Below are 14,869 nucleotides of genomic sequence, written 5' to 3' on the forward strand. Positions count from 1 at the left end.
GGCTGCTTCCCGCCTGCGAGCATCTTTCGCTCAAGTCGCGAACGGCGCAATAGAGGCCCATGGAGCCCGGCGCCGCCCCCATCGTCTTTGACCGGCCGCTCGTGCGGCGCCGGCTTGCCCGGGCCGTCGCGGGCGGGTTCGAGAGCTTTCTCCTCGAGCGCGCGGTCGCCGATCTCGAGGAGCGGCTTGCAGCCGTGACCCGGCCGTTCGCGGTCGCGCTCGACATCGGCACGCCTACGCCGGCTGCCGCCGAGGCGGTCGCGAGGGTTCGCGCCGGCATCGACGTCGTGCGGCTCGCGCCGGCCCCGTCCACGGCCGCGGGCCGGGCAATTGCGGCCGCGGTTGCGGACGAGGAGGCATTGCCGGTCGGGCCGGAGAGCGTGGACCTCGCCGTCTCGCTTCTGGGCCTGCAATCGGTCAACGACCTCCCCGGAGCGCTGCTGCAGATCCGCCGCGCCCTGAAGCCCGACGGTCTCCTACTCGCCTGCCTTTTCGGTGGCGATACGCTGACCGAGCTGCGCCAATCCTTCGCGGCAGCGGAGAGCGAGATCGAGGGCGGCGCGAGCCCCCGCGTCGCGCCGTTCGCGGATGTGCGCTCGCTCGGAGGCCTGCTCCAGCGGGCCGGTTTCGCGCTTCCGGTGGTCGATATCGAGACTGTGACAGTGCGGTACGCGAACGCATTCCGCCTGATGGCGGATCTGCGGGCGATGGGGTTGAGCAACGCGCTCGTCCAGCGGCGCCGGACGCCGCTTCGGCGCGCGACGCTCCTGCGCATGGCGGCCGTCTATGCCGAGCGCTTCGCCGATCCCGATGGCCGGATCCGGGCCACTTTCGATATGGTGTGGTTGTCAGGCTGGGCGCCTCACGAGAGCCAGCGAAAGCCGCTCCGGCCCGGTTCCGCGCGTTCGCGCCTGGCCGATGCCCTCGGCACGACGGAGCAGCGGATCGGGCCTGCGAAGCAGAGCGAGGAGGGGGAAGGTTGACCGGATCCGCGAGCGCCCATCCGATCAGGATCGAGCCGAACCCGAACCGCATCCGGGTCGTCCTCGGCGGCACGATCGTGGCCGAGACAACGCGCGCCCTCACGCTGCGCGAGGGCCACCTGCCGCCCGTGTTCTACATCCCCCGCGACGACGTGCAGCTCGACCTATTCGAGCGCACGGAACGGCGGTCCCACTGCCCCTACAAGGGCGATGCCAGCTACTACACGGTCACGGGCGGCGGGCTGGAGCGGCGGGACGCAGCCTGGAGCTACGAGGCTCCCCTGCCGGCCGCTAAGAAGATCGCGGGATATTTCGCCTTCTATCCCGAAAAAGTCGATGCAATCGAGGAGCTTTACTGAGAATGGCCGAACGTCCCGAGCGACTGTCCCGCTCCGCCTTCCGTCTGTTTCGGCCCGTGCCGACCCGCTGGATGGACAACGATGTCTACGGCCACGTGAACAACGTCGTGTACTATTCCTACTTCGACACGGCCGTGAACGCGCATCTTGTCGATAACGGCGTGCTCGATCCGGCGACGAGCCCCGTCACGGGCCTCGTGGTCGAGACCTCCTGCACCTATTTCGAATCCATCTCGTTCCCGGAGACCGTCGAGGCCGGCATCGCCCTGGACAAGCTCGGGCGCTCCTCGGTGACCTACAGGGTCGCCATCTTCAAGGAGCGTGCGGAACTCGCGGCCGCGCAGGGCCGCTTCACCCACGTCTATGTCGATCGGGCCTCCGGGCGGCCGGTCGAGATCCCGGCCGCGACCCGCGCCGTGCTGGAGCCCTTGCAGGCTTGAGAGCGAAACCGGCCTGGCTGGGCAGCATCCCGGCGCCTCTCAGGCCGGGACGACCGGCCGGTCGAGGGCCGTGCGGTAGGAGATGGCTTCCGCCAGGTGCAGGCGGCGCACGCGCGGCTCGCCGTCGAGGTCGGCGAGCGTGCGCGCCACTTTCAGGATGCGGTGGAAGCCGCGGGCGGACAGCCGCATGGCGTCGGCTGCCTCGCGGATGAAGCGGAGTCCCTCCTCGTCGGGCTTGGCCACCTCCTCGAGGACCGAGCTCGGGCAGGATGCGTTCGTCGTTACGCGCTCGATCCCGAGAGCCGCGTAGCGCCGCATCGCGAGTTCCCGCGCTCGCGCGACGCGGGACGCCACCTCCGCCGAGCCTTCGCTCGCCGGCGGCAGGATCAGGTCCGCGGCCGTGACGGCGGGCACCTCGATCGCGAGGTCGATGCGGTCGAGCAGCGGGCCGGAGATGCGCGCCGTGTACTGCGCCATGCAGCGGTCGTTCGGCTGGCGCCGGCATGCATAGCCGGGATCCGTGGCGTGCCCGCAGCGGCACGGGTTCATGGCGGCGACGAGCTGGACGCGCGCCGGATAGGTCGTGCGGTGGTTCGCGCGGGCGATCATCACCTCGCCGGTCTCCAGCGGCTGGCGCAGCGCGTCGAGCACGGAAGGCTGGAACTCCGGCAGCTCGTCGAGAAACAGCACGCCATGATGCGCCAAGGAGATCTCGCCCGGCCTCGCGTTGATGCCGCCCCCGACCAGGGCGGCCATGGAGGCCGAATGGTGGGGCGCCCGGAACGGGCGCCGGCTCGATAGCGCACCATTCTGCAACTGCCCCGCGACCGACTGGATCATCGAGATCTCGAGCAGCTCGCGGGGCGAGAGCGGCGGCAGGATGGAGGCGAGCCGTTGGGCGAGCATCGACTTGCCTGCGCCGGGTGGTCCGGACATCAAGAGATTGTGCCCTCCGGCGGCCGCGATCTCGAGCACACGCTTGGCGCTCTCCTGCCCGCGGATGTCGCGCAGGTCCGGAAGAGGACCCGAGGGAGGCGCCACGGCCGGCTCCGGCCGCGCCATCACCTGGTCGCCCTTGAAGTGGTTCGCGAGCTGGATCAGCGAGCGGGGCGCCAGGATGTCGGCGTCTCCCGAGGCCCATGCCGCCTCGGGCCCGCAGGCGAAGGGACAGATCAGCCCGTGTCCACGGGCATTCGCAGCGATCGCCGCCGGGAGCACCCCGGCCACGGGCGTGATCGTGCCGTCGAGCGCCAGCTCGCCGAGCACCGTGTAGCCGGAAAGGGCGTCGGACGGGATCGCCCCGATCGCCGCCATGATGCCGAGGGCGATCGGCAGGTCGTAATGCGAGCCCTCCTTTGGCAGGTCGGCGGGCGCGAGATTGACGATGACGCGCTTGGCCGGGAGGGCGAGACCGGAGGCGATCAGCGCCGAGCGGACGCGCTCGCGGCTTTCGCCCACAGCCTTGTCGGGCAGGCCGACCACGGAAAACGCGACATTGCCGGCGGAGATCTGCACCTGAACGTCTACGGCGCGTCCCTCGATCCCCTCGAAGGCGACGGTGGAGACGCGCGTGACCATGCCGGACATCACCCCCGAGCCGCTGGCGCGATGGTAGCTGTCCGGCAGAGGCGGTCAAGAACAGGCGGAATCTACAACGACATGCTCGCCTTGATCACCGTGGCGGAGACGCCAAAGATCTTAGGCTTTCCGATCAGGCAAGCATTTCAACGGAGCGGTGATCTCCCGAGGACACGGCACTCGGCCTGCATGCCGATGTCGGATCGGTTCAGGCGTTCGGATGCTTGTGGATCGGGTCGACCCAGTAGACTTCTTCCGGTTTCTCGACCGGCTCCACATCCGTGATGTTCACCACCACGGCCTCATTGTCTGAGCGCACGAGCACGCATTCGAGCGGCTCGTCCGTGGAGGCGTTGATCTCCTGGTGCGGCACGAAGGGCGGAACGAAGATGAAGTCGCCGGGTCCGGCCACGGCCACGTATTCGAGCTTGTCGCCCCAGCGCATCCGGGCTTGGCCGCGGACCACGTAGATCACGCTCTCCAGCTCGCCGTGGTGGTGCACGCCCGTCTTGGCGTTCGGCTGGATGGCGACGGTCCCGGCCCAGATCTTCTGCGCCCCGACCCGGGCGGCATTGATGGCGGCCTGGCGGAACATGCCGGGCGTCTGCGCCGTGTTCGGATCGAGCTGGTCGCCCTTGATGACGCGCACGCCGTCATGCTTCCAGCGCGGCTCGCCGGAATGCTCGTGCGGATGGTCGTGGTCGTGATGGTGGCTCATTCGCCTATCGTAGGCCCTGGGTCCGGGCCGGCTCAAGCGGGGGAGCGGACGGGCCGCGCGGGGTTGCCGACGACGGTTCCGTTCGCGGGTACGTCCCGGGTCACGACACTGCCCGCTCCGATCACGGCATCGTCCCCGATCGTGATGCCGGGCAGAATGATCGCGCCGCCGCCGATCCAGACATGCTCGCCGATGCGGACCGGCCGGCCGAATTCAAGGCCGCTCCGGCGCATCTCCGCATCGCGCGGATGATCGGCTGCATAGATCTGCACGGCAGGACCGATCTGGGTGCCGGCGCCGATCCGGACCTCGACCACGTCGAGGATCACGCAGTTGAAGTTCAGGAACACATCCGCGCCGAGATGGACGTTGAAGCCGTAATCGCAGTGGAAGGGCGGCCGGATGACGGCACCCTCGCCAACCGAGGCGAGGCGCTCGGCGAGCAGGGCCCGTCGCTCAGCCGGCGAGGCCGCGAGCGCCGCGTTATAGCGCACGAGCCATTCCTTGGTGGCCGCGAGGTCTGCCTGGATCTCGGGATCGCCCGGCCGGTACAGCTCGCCGGCCAGCATCTTTTGCTTTTCCGTCATGGGGCGGGTGCCGGCGCAGGCTGCCGCTCCAGCCATTCGCGGAGCGCCTCGTTGATGCGGGTCTGCCATCCGGGCCCCGTCTCCCGCAACCGCTCGAGCACGTCGGCGTCGAGCCGGATCGTCACCTGCTGCTTCGGCCGCTCGCTCTTGGGCCGCCCTCGGCGGATCAGCTTGTCCCCAACGTAGAGATCAGCCCTCTCGATCATCTCATCGGTGAGTTCGGGGATCTCGTCGTAATCCGCCTGCGTGAGAACGTAGGCATCCACCTTCGCAAAGTCAGTCTCCCCGAACCGGGGATCGAAGGAGGGGCGCGTAGCGGGCTTGTTCGCGGGCATTGGCCTTCCTCATCGAAATGATGTGACGATCTTTTCCTCGAGCAGTCCAGACGACGATGACCATTCGATGATCCAGCATGCCGACGGTCACGATCCGGGTCTCGCGATAGTCGAAGCGCTCATCCTCGAATGACAACTGGACCCCGGCGAACACCTCCTCGGCGAGGAGAAAATCGAGCCCTCGCTCGCGCAAGGTCCAGTCCCGCTTGGCCGGATCGAACGTGATCGCCATATAATTCCCGTAGCTACAGGAAACAACTCAGCGGGAGGAGATCACCGGAAGGGATCCGGATGGGCGGGAGCGTAGTATAGAACTCGGGAACTCGTCCGCCGCCAAGGTGGGCGGAGAGAGAACGCAGGATCAGGATGACCTTCCGCTCCATCTATGCTCGAGGGTTCGCGCGGGTCGCGGCCGTGGTGCCGCGCTGCCATCTTGCGGATCCGGCGCGGAACGCGGAAGCCGTGCTGGAGCTGGCCCGGCGCTGCCACGAGCGGGCGGTTGCGGTGGCGGTCTATCCGGAGCTGTTCCTGTCCGGGTACTCGATCGAGGACCTGCTGATGCAGGACGTGCTCCTCGATGCCGTCGAGGAAGCGGTGACGGAGCTGGTCGAAGGCTCGGCCGATCTCCTGCCGGTGCTCGTGGTCGGCGCGCCGCTGCGCTTCGGCCTTCGCATTTACAACACCGCGCTGATCATCCATCGGGGGCGGCTGCTGGGCGTTGTCCCGAAGGTCTACCTGCCGACCTATCGCGAGTTCTACGAGGCGCGCCATTTCGCGTCGGGGGAGGGCATCCGGGGCGAGACCATCCGCATCGGCGGGCTCGAGGCGCCCTTCGGGACGGACCTGGTCTTCCCGGCGGAGGATGTCCCCGGCCTGACCCTCGGCGTCGAGATCTGCGAGGACATGTGGATTCCGCTGCAGCCGGGGGCGGAGGCGGCGCTCGCCGGTGCGACGGTGCTGGCGAACCTCTCAGGCAGCCCGATCACGATCGGCCGCGCTTCGAGCCGCGCGCTCTACTGCCAGTCGACCTCGGCGCGCTGCCTCTGCGCCTATGTCTACGCGGCCGGTGGCGCCGGAGAGTCGACGACCGACCTCTCCTGGGACGGCCAGACCTCGATCTACGAGAATGCGGTGCTGCTGGCCGAGGGCGAGCGCTTCGCGGCAACCGACCAGATCACGATCGCCGATGTCGATCTCGACCTGCTCCGCCAGGAGCGGAACGCCATGGGGACCTTCGACGACAACCGGCGGGCGCAGGGTGGCCGGCTCTCCTACCGGACGATCCCCTTCCGGCTCGACCCGCCGCTGGACGATGTCGGGCTCGAGCGCCGGGTCGACCGCTTCCCCTTCGTGCCGGACGATCCCGTCCGCCTCGCCCAGGATTGCTACGAGGGCTACAACATCCAGGTCGCGGGCCTCGCGCAGCGCCTTTCTGCGATCGGCACGAAGCGGGTCGTGATCGGCGTCTCGGGCGGCCTCGATTCGACCCATGCCCTGATCGTGGCCGCAAAGGCCTTCGACCGGCTCGGCTGGCCGCGCACCGACATCCTCGCCTACACGATGCCGGGCTTTGCGACCTCCGACGAGACCAAGACGAACGCGATCGCCCTGATGGAGGCGCTCGGCGTCACCTGGCACGAGCTCGACATCAAGCCGGCCGCGCGCCAGATGCTGTCCGATCTCGGCCACCCGTTCGGGCGCGGCGAGCCCGTCTACGACGTGACGTTCGAGAACGTGCAGGCGGGGCTGCGGACCGACTTCCTGTTCCGCCTCGCCAACCAGCAGGGCGCGATCGTGGTCGGTACGGGAGACCTGTCGGAGCTCGCCCTCGGCTGGTGCACCTATGGCGTCGGGGACCAGATGTCCCACTACAACGTCAATGCCGGGGTGCCGAAGACGCTCATCCAGCACCTGATCCGCTGGGTCGTCTCCTCCGAGCAGTTCGAGCACGGGACGGGCATCAACCGGACGCTGCTGTCGATCCTGGACACCGAGATCTCGCCGGAACTCGTGCCCGTCGAGGCGGGCGAGACGCCGCAATCGACGGAGGCCAAGGTCGGGCCCTACGAGCTGCAGGACTTCAACCTCTTTTACACGCTGCGCTACGGCTTCCGGCCTTCCAAGATCGCCTTTCTGGCCCTCCATGCCTGGGGCGATGCGGCAAAGGGCGACTGGCCGCCGGGCTTCCCGGAGGAGCGGCGGCGCGCCTACGAGCTCGCGACCATCCGGAAGTGGCTCGACGTGTTCCTTCGGCGCTTCTTCGCCTTCGCGCAGTTCAAGCGCTCGGCCCTGCCGAACGGCCCGAAGGTCTCGCATGGCGGCTCACTCTCTCCGCGGGGCGACTGGCGCGCGCCATCGGACGGGAACGCCGCAGCATGGCTCGCCGAACTGGAGCGCAACGTTCCCCACGCCTGAGCGTTTTCACGCGCCGGAATGGGGGAGACCTTGCCCAAGGACGACGAGGAACTCACGCGGGGCCCGCTGCCGAAGAACGCGGTCCATCTCTGCGTCGACATGCAGAACATCTTCGCTCGCGACACGCCGTGGCATACGCCCTGGATGGGGCGCGTGCTGCCGGAGGTCGTTCGGGTCGTCGGAGCCCATCCGGAGCGCACGATCTTCACGCGCTTCATCCCGGCCGAACGGCCGGGAGAGGGCGTTGGCACCTGGAAGACCTATTACGAGAAATGGGCCGACCTGACCCTCGAACGGCTCGAGCCGGACATGGTCGAGCTCGTCCCGGAGCTGGCGCGCTTCGTGCCGCCCGCCACCGTGCTCGACAAGAAGGTCTATTCGCCCTGGTTCCAGCCCGCGCTGACGCAGGAGCTGCAGAGGCGGCGGACGGACACGTTGATCGTGACGGGCGGCGAGACGGACGTCTGCGTGCTCGCGGCCGTGCTCGGCGCGGTCGATCGCGGCTATCGCGTCGTGGTCGGGAAGGACTGCCTGTGCTCGTCCTCCGACACGGCGCACGACGCCTCGATCACGCTGTACCAGCGCCGCTACGGCCAGCAGGTCGAGGTCGCGACGGCCGCGACCATCGTTGCGAACTGGCCATAAGCTGCCGGTTCAGCGCTCGGCCACGTAGCCCTTCGGGGTGACCACGACCCATTGCCGGCCACGCCGCTCGATCGCCTCCACGCGGCCGAGCCCGGGCAGGTTCATGCCTGGCGCGACCTCGAAGAAGCGGCCATTCCTCCCCTCCACGAGCGCGAAGCCGTCCTCGATGTCGCGCAGGACATAGCCCTCCGCCTGCTGCTTGCGGGGATCGACCGGCTCGACCGGGCGGGCCGGCGGGCGCGCGTCGACGACAGGGGTGGGGAGGCTGCCGGTCTGGGTTACGTCGGCCTGTGCGGCGGCGACGGGCTTCGGAGCGGCAGCCGGCGCAGCTGAAGCCGTCTGCACCTGCTTCTCGATGCGGTCGAGCCGCTCGACAAGTGCCCCGAGCCGGGCAGGATCGCGTTGCGTCTTCTCTATCCGCTCGAGCTGTTCTGCGAGCTTGGCGATCTTGGCCGAGGTATCGGCCGAGGAGCGCTCGATCAGCTGCGCCTGCCGGGCCGCCGGATCCCCGCCGCGGCGCTCGCTCCTGAGGCCGTCGAGAGCGGTGCGGACCGCCTTCATGTCGGAGGCGAGGCGGGCCACGTCTTCGCGGTTCTCCCGGATGCCCGAGGCAGCCTCGGCCCAGCGCGCGACAACCACATCGTCGGCTGAATCGCGCCCGGCGGATGCCTGGCCGCCCGCATAGCCGAGCGTGCCCGCGACCAGGATCGCAGCAGCCGCGGCGGCAGGCTTGGCCCAGGGCTGGGTCCCGGCCGCGGCGGCAGCGAGGCGGGCCTTTAGGCTGGCGGAGCCCTTGCTGCCGGCCTCGACCAAGCGGGACGCCTTGGATGTGGCAGTCGGAGCCGGTCTCGGCTCCGCCTTGATGTCCTTCTCCGGAGGCGCGACGGATTCGACCTTCACGGGCTCCTCGACCACCGGCGGCGCTGCGCTCTCGATCGCGGGAGGAGGGGTGGCCGGCTGCGGGTCCGAAGCGGGAGCCGCGGACGAACTCGCTTCAGGGGTCGCGCCCTTCCGGAACCAGGTCGCTGGGATCATGGCACCTTCCACAACTGCAATTTGAGGAAAGGCTAACCACGCTCGTTTACGAAAGCCTTACCGTGACGCCGGAGCCCGCGTGACGGAACGGCGCAGCCCCGCAGGGCTTTCAGCGTGATGACATCGAGAGGTGTTCCGGATCGCTGGCTGTGCGACGTCATGCTGGCACGGCTCCCGCGGCTGCTGCGGGCGGCCGGCCACGACGCGGCCTTCGCTGGTTCCGAGCACCCGGATCGGCAGCTGATCCTGCAAGCGGAGGCGGAAGGGCGCCTTCTGCTGACCCGAGACCGGCAGCTCGCCGCTTCGATGGGCGCGGGCGCATTTCTGGTAACGCCCGACCGGCCGGACGATCAGGCTCGGCTTCTGGGGGAGAGTTTCGGCGTGAACTGGCTCGCGGCCCCGTTCACGCGCTGCCTGATGGACAATGTGATGCTCCGGCCGGCGAGCGCGGAAGAGATCACTGCGCTGCCGCCCGACCTGCCCCGCCCCGTGAATGCGTGCCCGGCCTGCTCGCGGCTCTATTGGCCCGGCAGCCACGTCCGGCGCATGCAGCGCCGGCTCGAGATTCTGGCCGGCCGGGACAGCCGCTAGGTCGCGACCGTCGGATCGACGCTGGCCGGGCGGCCCTCGATCGAGAGTCGAGGTAGGCGGGCCGGCGTCTCGGCGATCACGCGCCCGCGCCGCACCACCGCGAGCCGCGTCGCCTTCAGGCGGATCGCGTCGATGGGATCGCGGGCCTGGAGCAGCACGAAATCGGCGTTGCAGCCGGGCTCGAGCCCGTACCCTTCGAGGCCCATGATGGCGGCCGGGTTCTTCGTGACGGCGTCGAAGCAGAAGCCCATCGCATCTCGGCTCGTCATCTGGCCGACGTGGACGGCCATGTGCGCCACGTCGAGCATGTCGCCGGAGCCCAGCGAATACCAGGGATCCATCACGCAATCATGCCCGAAGGCGCAGAGAATTCCCTGGCCGCGCATCTCGGGAATGCGGGTCATGCCGCGGCGCTTCGGATAGGTGTCGTGCCGGCCCTGGATGACGATGTTGATGAGCGGGTTGGCGATCGCCGCGACGCCGGCTTCCGCCATCAGGGGCAGGAGCTTGGAGACGTAGTAGTTGTCCATGGAGTGCATGGACGTGAGGTGAGACCCGGCCACACGGCCGCCGAGACCGAGACGCTGCGTCTCGTAGGCGAGCGTCTCGATATGGCGGGAGAGCGGGTCGTCGGTCTCGTCACAATGCATGTCGACGCGCAGGCCCCGCTCGGCCGCGATCTCGCAGAGGGCTCGAACGGAGGCGGTGCCGTCCGCCATGCTGCGCTCGAAATGCGGGATGCCGCCGACCACGTCGACGCCCTTGTCCAGCGCCCGCTTCAGGTTCTCGATCGCGCCTGGCGAGCGATAATAGCCGTCCTGCGGGAAGGCGACGAGTTGCAGGTCGAGATAGGGCGCAACCCGGCGTTTCACCTCCAGCAGCGCATCGACCGCGAGCAGCCGGTCGTCGCAGACATCCACGTGGCTGCGGATCGCCAGCAGCCCCTGCGTGACGGCCATGTCGCAATAGCGCAGCGCGCGCTCGACGACGGCCTCGTGCGTGAGAAGCGGCTTCAGCTCACCCCAGAGCGCGATGCCTTCGAGCAGCGTGCCGGATTCGTTCAGACGCGGCAGGCCGAGCGAAAGCGTCGCATCCATGTGGAAGTGGATGTCCACGAAGGGCGGCGCGACGAGATGGCCACCCGCATCGATGACCCGCGCGGCCTCCCCCTCGACGCCCGGCCGCACCTCGGCGATGCGGCCGCCCTGGACGGCGATGTCCTGGCCCTTGCGGCCATCGGGCAGGGTCGCGTTGCGGATGAGGAGGTCGAGGGTCATGGGCGATCCGAGTTCGAGGTTGGACCAGGATTGCCCGGGATCAACCTCCGCCTGCAAATCCGGACAGGCTCCCAGAACGTCGGGAGCGAGCAGCCGCAGTTGATTTGAGATGATCTCGGGACCAAACCGGCCGTTGTGGAAGGGATGGATATGGCTGGCCTAAAGGACAAGCGAGGCTTCATCGACAAGGATCGGCTCGATCCGTCGGAGCGCAAGGCAGTGGAATACTGGGCGAAGCGATGGGGCGTGACGACCGACCAACTGACCGCGGCGCACCGCAAGGCCGGCAATCTGATCAAGGATATCGCTGCGCATCTCGGGAAGAAGCGTTGAAACGCCCAGGCTATCTCTGCCCCTTTACGTAAGGGATCATGAGGGCTTTCGGGTAATCGGCGCGGCGAGCCACCAGGCACAGGGCGGCGATGGAGAGCAGGTACGGCAGCATCAGGAAGACCTGGCTCGGCACGGCGCCGGCCACCTCGTGCTGCAGCCGGAGCTGGAAGGCGTCGAAGGCGCCGAACAGGATCGCGCCGAGCAGCGCCTTGCCGGGGCGCCAGGAGGCGAAGACCGTAAGGGCGATGCAGATCCAGCCGCGGCCGCCGGCCATCTCGAAGAAGAAGGCGTTGAAGGCCGACATGGTCAGGAAGGCGCCGCCCAGCGCCATGATGGCCGAGCCGGCCACGACGGCGCCGATCCGCACGAGGTGCACGTCGAGGCCCTGCGCCTCGACGGCGGCCGGGTTCTCGCCCGCGGCCCGGATCGCGAGGCCGAGCGGCGTCCGGTAGAGCACGAAGGCGACGAGAGCGAAGAGGGCGAGCGCCAGGAAGGTGAGCGCCGTCTGGCTGAAGAGGGCCTGCCCGATGAAGGGCAGGTCGGACAGGACGGGAACACGCACGGGCCCGAAGGGCTGGATGCGCGGCGGCGTCGAGGCCGTCGGCAGGACCACCCGGTAGGTGAAATAGGCGAGGCTCGTCGCCAGGAGGGTGACGCCGATGCCCGTCACGTGCTGCGACAGCCCGAGCGGCACTGTCAGCAGCGCAAGCACGAGGCCGAACAGCGCGCCGGTGAGCGCCGCGATCAGCACGCCCGTCCAGAGATCGGTCCCCAGATGCACGGCGAGCCAGCCCGCCATGGCGCCGGCCGTGAAGATGCCCTCGATGCCGAGATTGAGCACGCCGGCGCGCTCGCAGATCAGCGCGCCGAGCACGCCGAACATCAGCGGCGTCGCGATTCGGATCGCCGCGGCCCAGAAGCTCGCGGAGGCGAGGATGTCGAGGATCGCGCTCACGCCCGCTCCCACCTGACTTTGAAGCGGACGAAGAGGCCGGCCACGAGCACGCAGATCAGCGCCAAGGCGACGATCAGGTCGGCGATGTAGCTCGAGACGCCGTAGGTTCGGCTCATGGTGTCGGCGCCGACGAATACGCCCGCGATGAGGATCGCGGCGGGGACGACGGCGAGCGGCTGCAGGCCTGCGATCATCGCCACCACGATGCCGGCGTAGCCGAAGCCGCGGGACAGGTCGGCCGTGAGATTGCCTTTCAGGCCCGCCACCTCGGAGGCACCGGCGAGCCCGGCGACGGCGCCGGACATCGCTCCGACGATCAGCAGGGTCGGGAGCACGCGGATGCCCGCATAGGCGGCCGCCGCGGCATTCTCGCCAACGGCCCTGATCCGCAATCCGAGCACGGTCCGCGACATGAGGATGTGCGCGAGGACGCAGAGGGCGAGCCCGATCGGCAGGCCGGCATGGAGCCGCATGCGCTCGATCAGCGGCGGCAGCGCCGCCTCGGGCAGCACGGGCTCGGATTGCGGCCAGCCCCCACCCATCGGGTCCTTGAACGGGCCTTCCAGCATCATCTGCACGAAAAGCAGCACGACGAAGTTGAGCAGCAGCGTCGTGACGACCTCGTCCACGCCGAAGCGGCCCTTCAGGAAGGTCGGCCCCAGCATGAGCGCGGCGCCGGCTGCCGCGGCCGCGAGCAGCACCAGGGGCAAAAGAAGCGCGGGCGGGCCCCCGATCGCGCCCGAGCCGACCGCGACCGTCGCGAGCGCCCCGAAATAGAGCTGGCCTTCCGCCCCGATATTATAGAGGCGCGCCCGGAACGCGATTGCGGCCGCGAGCCCGGTGAAGATCAGCGGCGTCGCGCGGGTGAGCGTCTCGGTGAGGGCGAAGACCGTCCCGGCCGCGCCCTGGAGCATGGCCGCATAGGCCGGGAAGATCGGCGCACCCGCCACCCCGAGCGGGATTGCGGCGAGCGCGAGCGCCGCCACTACGGCAAGGGCGCGCAGACCGGCGGAGCGGATCGGCGAGATGCCGGACCGCGGCTCGAAACGGATCATGCCGCGGCGCGATCCTGGTCGCCGCGATGGCCGGCCATCTTCAGGCCGAGCTCCGCCAGGATCACGCTCTCCACCGGCTGCGGCGCCGAGAGCCGTCCCTGCGCCATGACGGCGATCCGGTCGGAGATGGCGAGGAGTTCGTCGAGGTCCTCGGAGATCAGGACGCCGCCCGCGCCGCGGCCGCGCGCCTCCAGGAGGCGGCGATGGACCTCGCCCGCCGCCCCGACATCGAGGCCGCGCGTCGGCTGGTCGGCGAGGACGAGGCGCGGATCGCTTTCGAAGACCCGCGCGAGGATGACTTTCTGCATGTTGCCGCCGGAGAGGAGCCGCACCGGAGCCTCCGGGCCCGGGCAGCGGATGTCATAGGCGGCGATCGCGCGCGATGCCGCCTGCCGTATTCGGCCGAACCGGAGAAAGCCCCAGCTTTGCACCTCCGGGTCGGAGAGCTTTTCGAGGGCGAGGTTCTCGGCCACGCTGAAGCTGCCGACCGCGCCTTCGCGGTGCCGGTCTTCCGGGATGCGGCCGATCCCCGCTGCGATCGCCGCCGCGGGACCGGGCGGTATCGCCTGTCCGGCGAGGCGCAGGGTTCCCGTCGTCGGCCTCTTGGTCCCGGCCAGGAGGCCCGCGAGCTCCGCCTGGCCGTTGCCGGAGACGCCCGCAATGCCGAGGATCTCGCCCGAATGGACCGTGAGCGTGGCGTCCACGAGCCCCGCCCGGCCGCGCTCGCCGGGAACGGTGACGTGGTCGAGCCCGAGCAGGGGAGGGCCGGGCGGCTGCGGGACACGCCGGCTCGGGGTCACGTCCCGGCCGACCATGAGGGACGCGAGCGCCGCCTTGTCGGCACCCGCGACCGGCTGGTCGGCGACCTTGCGGCCGGCCCGGAGCACCGCGACGCGGTCCGCCAGTGCCGCGACCTCGCCGAGCTTGTGCGAGATGAAGATTACCGAAAGCCCCTGCTCCCGGAGCCGGCGGAGCACGCCGAAGAGCTGCTCGGCCTCCTGCGGGGCGAGCACGGCTGTAGGCTCGTCCAGGACAAGGATCCGGGCGCCGCGATAGAGGACCTTCAGGATCTCGACGCGCTGCTTCTCGCCCACGCCGAGAGAGGCCACGCGGCTCCTCGGGTCCACGCGGAGGCCGCTCTCGCGCATGATGCCGTCGAGCCGGCGCCGCGCCGACCGAAGCCCGAGGTCGGGCGAGAGCAGGGAGCGCGTGCCGAGCACCACGTTCTCGATCACGGAGAGGCTCTCGGCGAGCGCGAAATGCTGGTGCACCATGCCGATCCCGGCCGCGAGCGCCGCGCCGGGCGAGCCGGCCGGGAGCGGCCGGAGCCCGCCCGCCTCGTCGGCAACCTCGATCGTCCCCTCGTCGGCCACGTAGTGGCCGAACAGGATGTTCATCAGCGTCGTCTTGCCGGCGCCGTTCTCCCCCAGCAGCGCCAGGATCTCGCCGCGCGCGAGATCGAGATCGACCGCCTCGTTCGCGACGAGGGGGCCGAAGCGCTTGGTGATGCCGCGGAGGCGGAGGGCGGGCGTGGTCACCCGGTCGATCCCGTCAGGAGTGAAA

General features: G+C 69.5%; 17 protein-coding genes. 7 read left to right on the forward strand and 10 right to left on the reverse strand.

Features of this window, described 5'->3' with window-relative positions:
• The first annotated feature begins 59 nt into the window (after positions 1-59).
• The 3 genes from ACO2SS_RS05005 to ACO2SS_RS05015 are packed head-to-tail and all read left to right on the forward strand — an operon-like array spanning position 60 to position 1,782.
• Positions 60-983 carry a methyltransferase domain-containing protein gene (locus tag ACO2SS_RS05005; RefSeq protein ID WP_423276490.1) on the forward strand — a complete coding sequence of 308 codons (924 nt, stop codon included), beginning with the start codon at positions 60-62 and terminating at the stop codon, positions 981-983.
• Complete coding sequence (locus tag ACO2SS_RS05010; RefSeq protein ID WP_423276491.1) at positions 980-1,342, forward strand: DUF427 domain-containing protein; 363 nt, start codon at positions 980-982, stop codon at positions 1,340-1,342. The genes ACO2SS_RS05005 and ACO2SS_RS05010 overlap by 4 nt, the downstream gene beginning before the upstream one ends.
• Positions 1,343-1,344: 2 nt before the next feature.
• Positions 1,345-1,782 (forward strand): acyl-CoA thioesterase, encoded by a 438-nt coding sequence (locus tag ACO2SS_RS05015; RefSeq protein WP_423276492.1) that lies wholly within the window; start codon positions 1,345-1,347, stop codon positions 1,780-1,782.
• Between the two features lie 39 nt (positions 1,783-1,821).
• Here the strand turns inward: ACO2SS_RS05015 and ACO2SS_RS05020 are convergent, their stop codons facing one another.
• From ACO2SS_RS05020 to ACO2SS_RS05040, 5 genes are all read right to left on the reverse strand, one after another.
• A complete protein-coding gene (locus tag ACO2SS_RS05020) occupies positions 1,822-3,360 on the reverse strand; it encodes a YifB family Mg chelatase-like AAA ATPase (protein ID WP_423276494.1) in 1,539 nt (512 codons plus the stop codon).
• A gap of 208 nt (positions 3,361-3,568) precedes the next feature.
• Positions 3,569-4,078: a cupin domain-containing protein gene (locus ACO2SS_RS05025; RefSeq protein WP_423276495.1), complete on the reverse strand. Its 510-nt coding sequence runs from the start codon at positions 4,076-4,078 to the stop codon at positions 3,569-3,571.
• A 32-nt stretch (positions 4,079-4,110) separates the two neighbouring features.
• Positions 4,111-4,665, reverse strand: coding sequence for a sugar O-acetyltransferase (locus ACO2SS_RS05030; RefSeq protein ID WP_423276496.1), 555 nt, complete (start codon positions 4,663-4,665; stop codon positions 4,111-4,113).
• Positions 4,662-4,931 carry a BrnA antitoxin family protein gene (locus tag ACO2SS_RS05035; RefSeq protein ID WP_423276497.1) on the reverse strand — a complete coding sequence of 90 codons (270 nt, stop codon included), beginning with the start codon at positions 4,929-4,931 and terminating at the stop codon, positions 4,662-4,664. Before ACO2SS_RS05035 ends, ACO2SS_RS05030 begins: the two co-directional genes overlap by 4 nt.
• Positions 4,932-4,941: 10 nt before the next feature.
• Entirely contained in the window at positions 4,942-5,232 is a 291-nt protein-coding gene (locus ACO2SS_RS05040) for a BrnT family toxin (protein ID WP_423276498.1), read from the reverse strand.
• Between the two features lie 134 nt (positions 5,233-5,366).
• Between ACO2SS_RS05040 and ACO2SS_RS05045 the strand changes: the two genes are divergently transcribed.
• A complete protein-coding gene (locus ACO2SS_RS05045; RefSeq protein WP_423276499.1) occupies positions 5,367-7,415 on the forward strand; it encodes an NAD(+) synthase in 2,049 nt (682 codons plus the stop codon).
• A 30-nt stretch (positions 7,416-7,445) separates the two neighbouring features.
• Positions 7,446-8,060 (forward strand): cysteine hydrolase family protein, encoded by a 615-nt coding sequence (locus ACO2SS_RS05050; RefSeq protein WP_423276500.1) that lies wholly within the window; start codon positions 7,446-7,448, stop codon positions 8,058-8,060.
• A gap of 9 nt (positions 8,061-8,069) precedes the next feature.
• On the opposite strand, the gene ACO2SS_RS05055 is transcribed toward ACO2SS_RS05050, so the two are convergent.
• Positions 8,070-9,095, reverse strand: coding sequence for a hypothetical protein (locus ACO2SS_RS05055; RefSeq protein ID WP_423276501.1), 1,026 nt, complete (start codon positions 9,093-9,095; stop codon positions 8,070-8,072).
• Positions 9,096-9,212: 117 nt separating this feature from the next.
• Here ACO2SS_RS05055 and ACO2SS_RS05060 point away from each other — a divergent pair, with 117 nt between their 5' ends.
• Positions 9,213-9,686 (forward strand): Mut7-C RNAse domain-containing protein, encoded by a 474-nt coding sequence (locus ACO2SS_RS05060; RefSeq protein WP_423276502.1) that lies wholly within the window; start codon positions 9,213-9,215, stop codon positions 9,684-9,686.
• Here the strand turns inward: ACO2SS_RS05060 and ACO2SS_RS05065 are convergent.
• Positions 9,683-10,963: an amidohydrolase family protein gene (locus tag ACO2SS_RS05065; RefSeq protein ID WP_423276503.1), complete on the reverse strand. Its 1,281-nt coding sequence runs from the start codon at positions 10,961-10,963 to the stop codon at positions 9,683-9,685. The genes ACO2SS_RS05060 and ACO2SS_RS05065 overlap by 4 nt on opposite strands.
• Positions 10,964-11,113: 150 nt before the next feature.
• Here ACO2SS_RS05065 and ACO2SS_RS05070 point away from each other — a divergent pair, with 150 nt between their 5' ends.
• The gene (locus ACO2SS_RS05070; protein ID WP_423276504.1) at positions 11,114-11,296 is read left to right on the forward strand and encodes a DUF3606 domain-containing protein; all 183 of its coding nucleotides are present in this window, start codon (positions 11,114-11,116) and stop codon (positions 11,294-11,296) included.
• 10 nt (positions 11,297-11,306) lie between these two features.
• On the opposite strand, the gene ACO2SS_RS05075 is transcribed toward ACO2SS_RS05070, so the two are convergent.
• From ACO2SS_RS05075 to ACO2SS_RS05085, 3 genes are read right to left on the reverse strand one after another with little or no spacing between them, the layout of a single operon-like run.
• Entirely contained in the window at positions 11,307-12,251 is a 945-nt protein-coding gene (locus ACO2SS_RS05075) for an ABC transporter permease (protein ID WP_423276505.1), read from the reverse strand.
• Positions 12,248-13,306 carry an ABC transporter permease gene (locus ACO2SS_RS05080; protein ID WP_423276506.1) on the reverse strand — a complete coding sequence of 353 codons (1,059 nt, stop codon included), beginning with the start codon at positions 13,304-13,306 and terminating at the stop codon, positions 12,248-12,250. Before ACO2SS_RS05080 ends, ACO2SS_RS05075 begins: the two co-directional genes overlap by 4 nt.
• Positions 13,303-14,844: an ABC transporter ATP-binding protein gene (locus ACO2SS_RS05085; RefSeq protein WP_423276507.1), complete on the reverse strand. Its 1,542-nt coding sequence runs from the start codon at positions 14,842-14,844 to the stop codon at positions 13,303-13,305. Before ACO2SS_RS05085 ends, ACO2SS_RS05080 begins: the two co-directional genes overlap by 4 nt.
• Positions 14,845-14,869: the final 25 nt, after the last annotated feature.

Origin of the sequence: Enterovirga sp. CN4-39, assembly GCF_049446235.1 — a bacterium.
Taxonomy (GTDB): domain Bacteria; phylum Pseudomonadota; class Alphaproteobacteria; order Rhizobiales; family Beijerinckiaceae; genus Enterovirga.

Excerpts from the sequence above, each read along its gene's own strand:
- ACO2SS_RS05005 (WP_423276490.1), top strand. The coding sequence starts at position 60 with ATGGAGCCCGGCGCCGCCCCCATCGTCTTTGACCGGCCGCTCGTGCGG.
- ACO2SS_RS05015 (WP_423276492.1), top strand. The coding sequence starts at position 1,345 with ATGGCCGAACGTCCCGAGCGACTGTCCCGCTCCGCCTTCCGTCTGTTT.
- ACO2SS_RS05020 (WP_423276494.1), bottom strand. The coding sequence starts at position 3,360 with ATGGTCACGCGCGTCTCCACCGTCGCCTTCGAGGGGATCGAGGGACGC.
- ACO2SS_RS05025 (WP_423276495.1), bottom strand. The coding sequence starts at position 4,078 with ATGAGCCACCATCACGACCACGACCATCCGCACGAGCATTCCGGCGAG.
- ACO2SS_RS05030 (WP_423276496.1), bottom strand. The coding sequence starts at position 4,665 with ATGACGGAAAAGCAAAAGATGCTGGCCGGCGAGCTGTACCGGCCGGGC.
- ACO2SS_RS05040 (WP_423276498.1), bottom strand. The coding sequence starts at position 5,232 with ATGGCGATCACGTTCGATCCGGCCAAGCGGGACTGGACCTTGCGCGAG.
- ACO2SS_RS05045 (WP_423276499.1), top strand. The coding sequence starts at position 5,367 with ATGACCTTCCGCTCCATCTATGCTCGAGGGTTCGCGCGGGTCGCGGCC.
- ACO2SS_RS05055 (WP_423276501.1), bottom strand. The coding sequence starts at position 9,095 with ATGATCCCAGCGACCTGGTTCCGGAAGGGCGCGACCCCTGAAGCGAGT.
- ACO2SS_RS05060 (WP_423276502.1), top strand. The coding sequence starts at position 9,213 with ATGACATCGAGAGGTGTTCCGGATCGCTGGCTGTGCGACGTCATGCTG.
- ACO2SS_RS05065 (WP_423276503.1), bottom strand. The coding sequence starts at position 10,963 with ATGACCCTCGACCTCCTCATCCGCAACGCGACCCTGCCCGATGGCCGC.
- ACO2SS_RS05070 (WP_423276504.1), top strand. The coding sequence starts at position 11,114 with ATGGCTGGCCTAAAGGACAAGCGAGGCTTCATCGACAAGGATCGGCTC.
- ACO2SS_RS05080 (WP_423276506.1), bottom strand. The coding sequence starts at position 13,306 with ATGATCCGTTTCGAGCCGCGGTCCGGCATCTCGCCGATCCGCTCCGCC.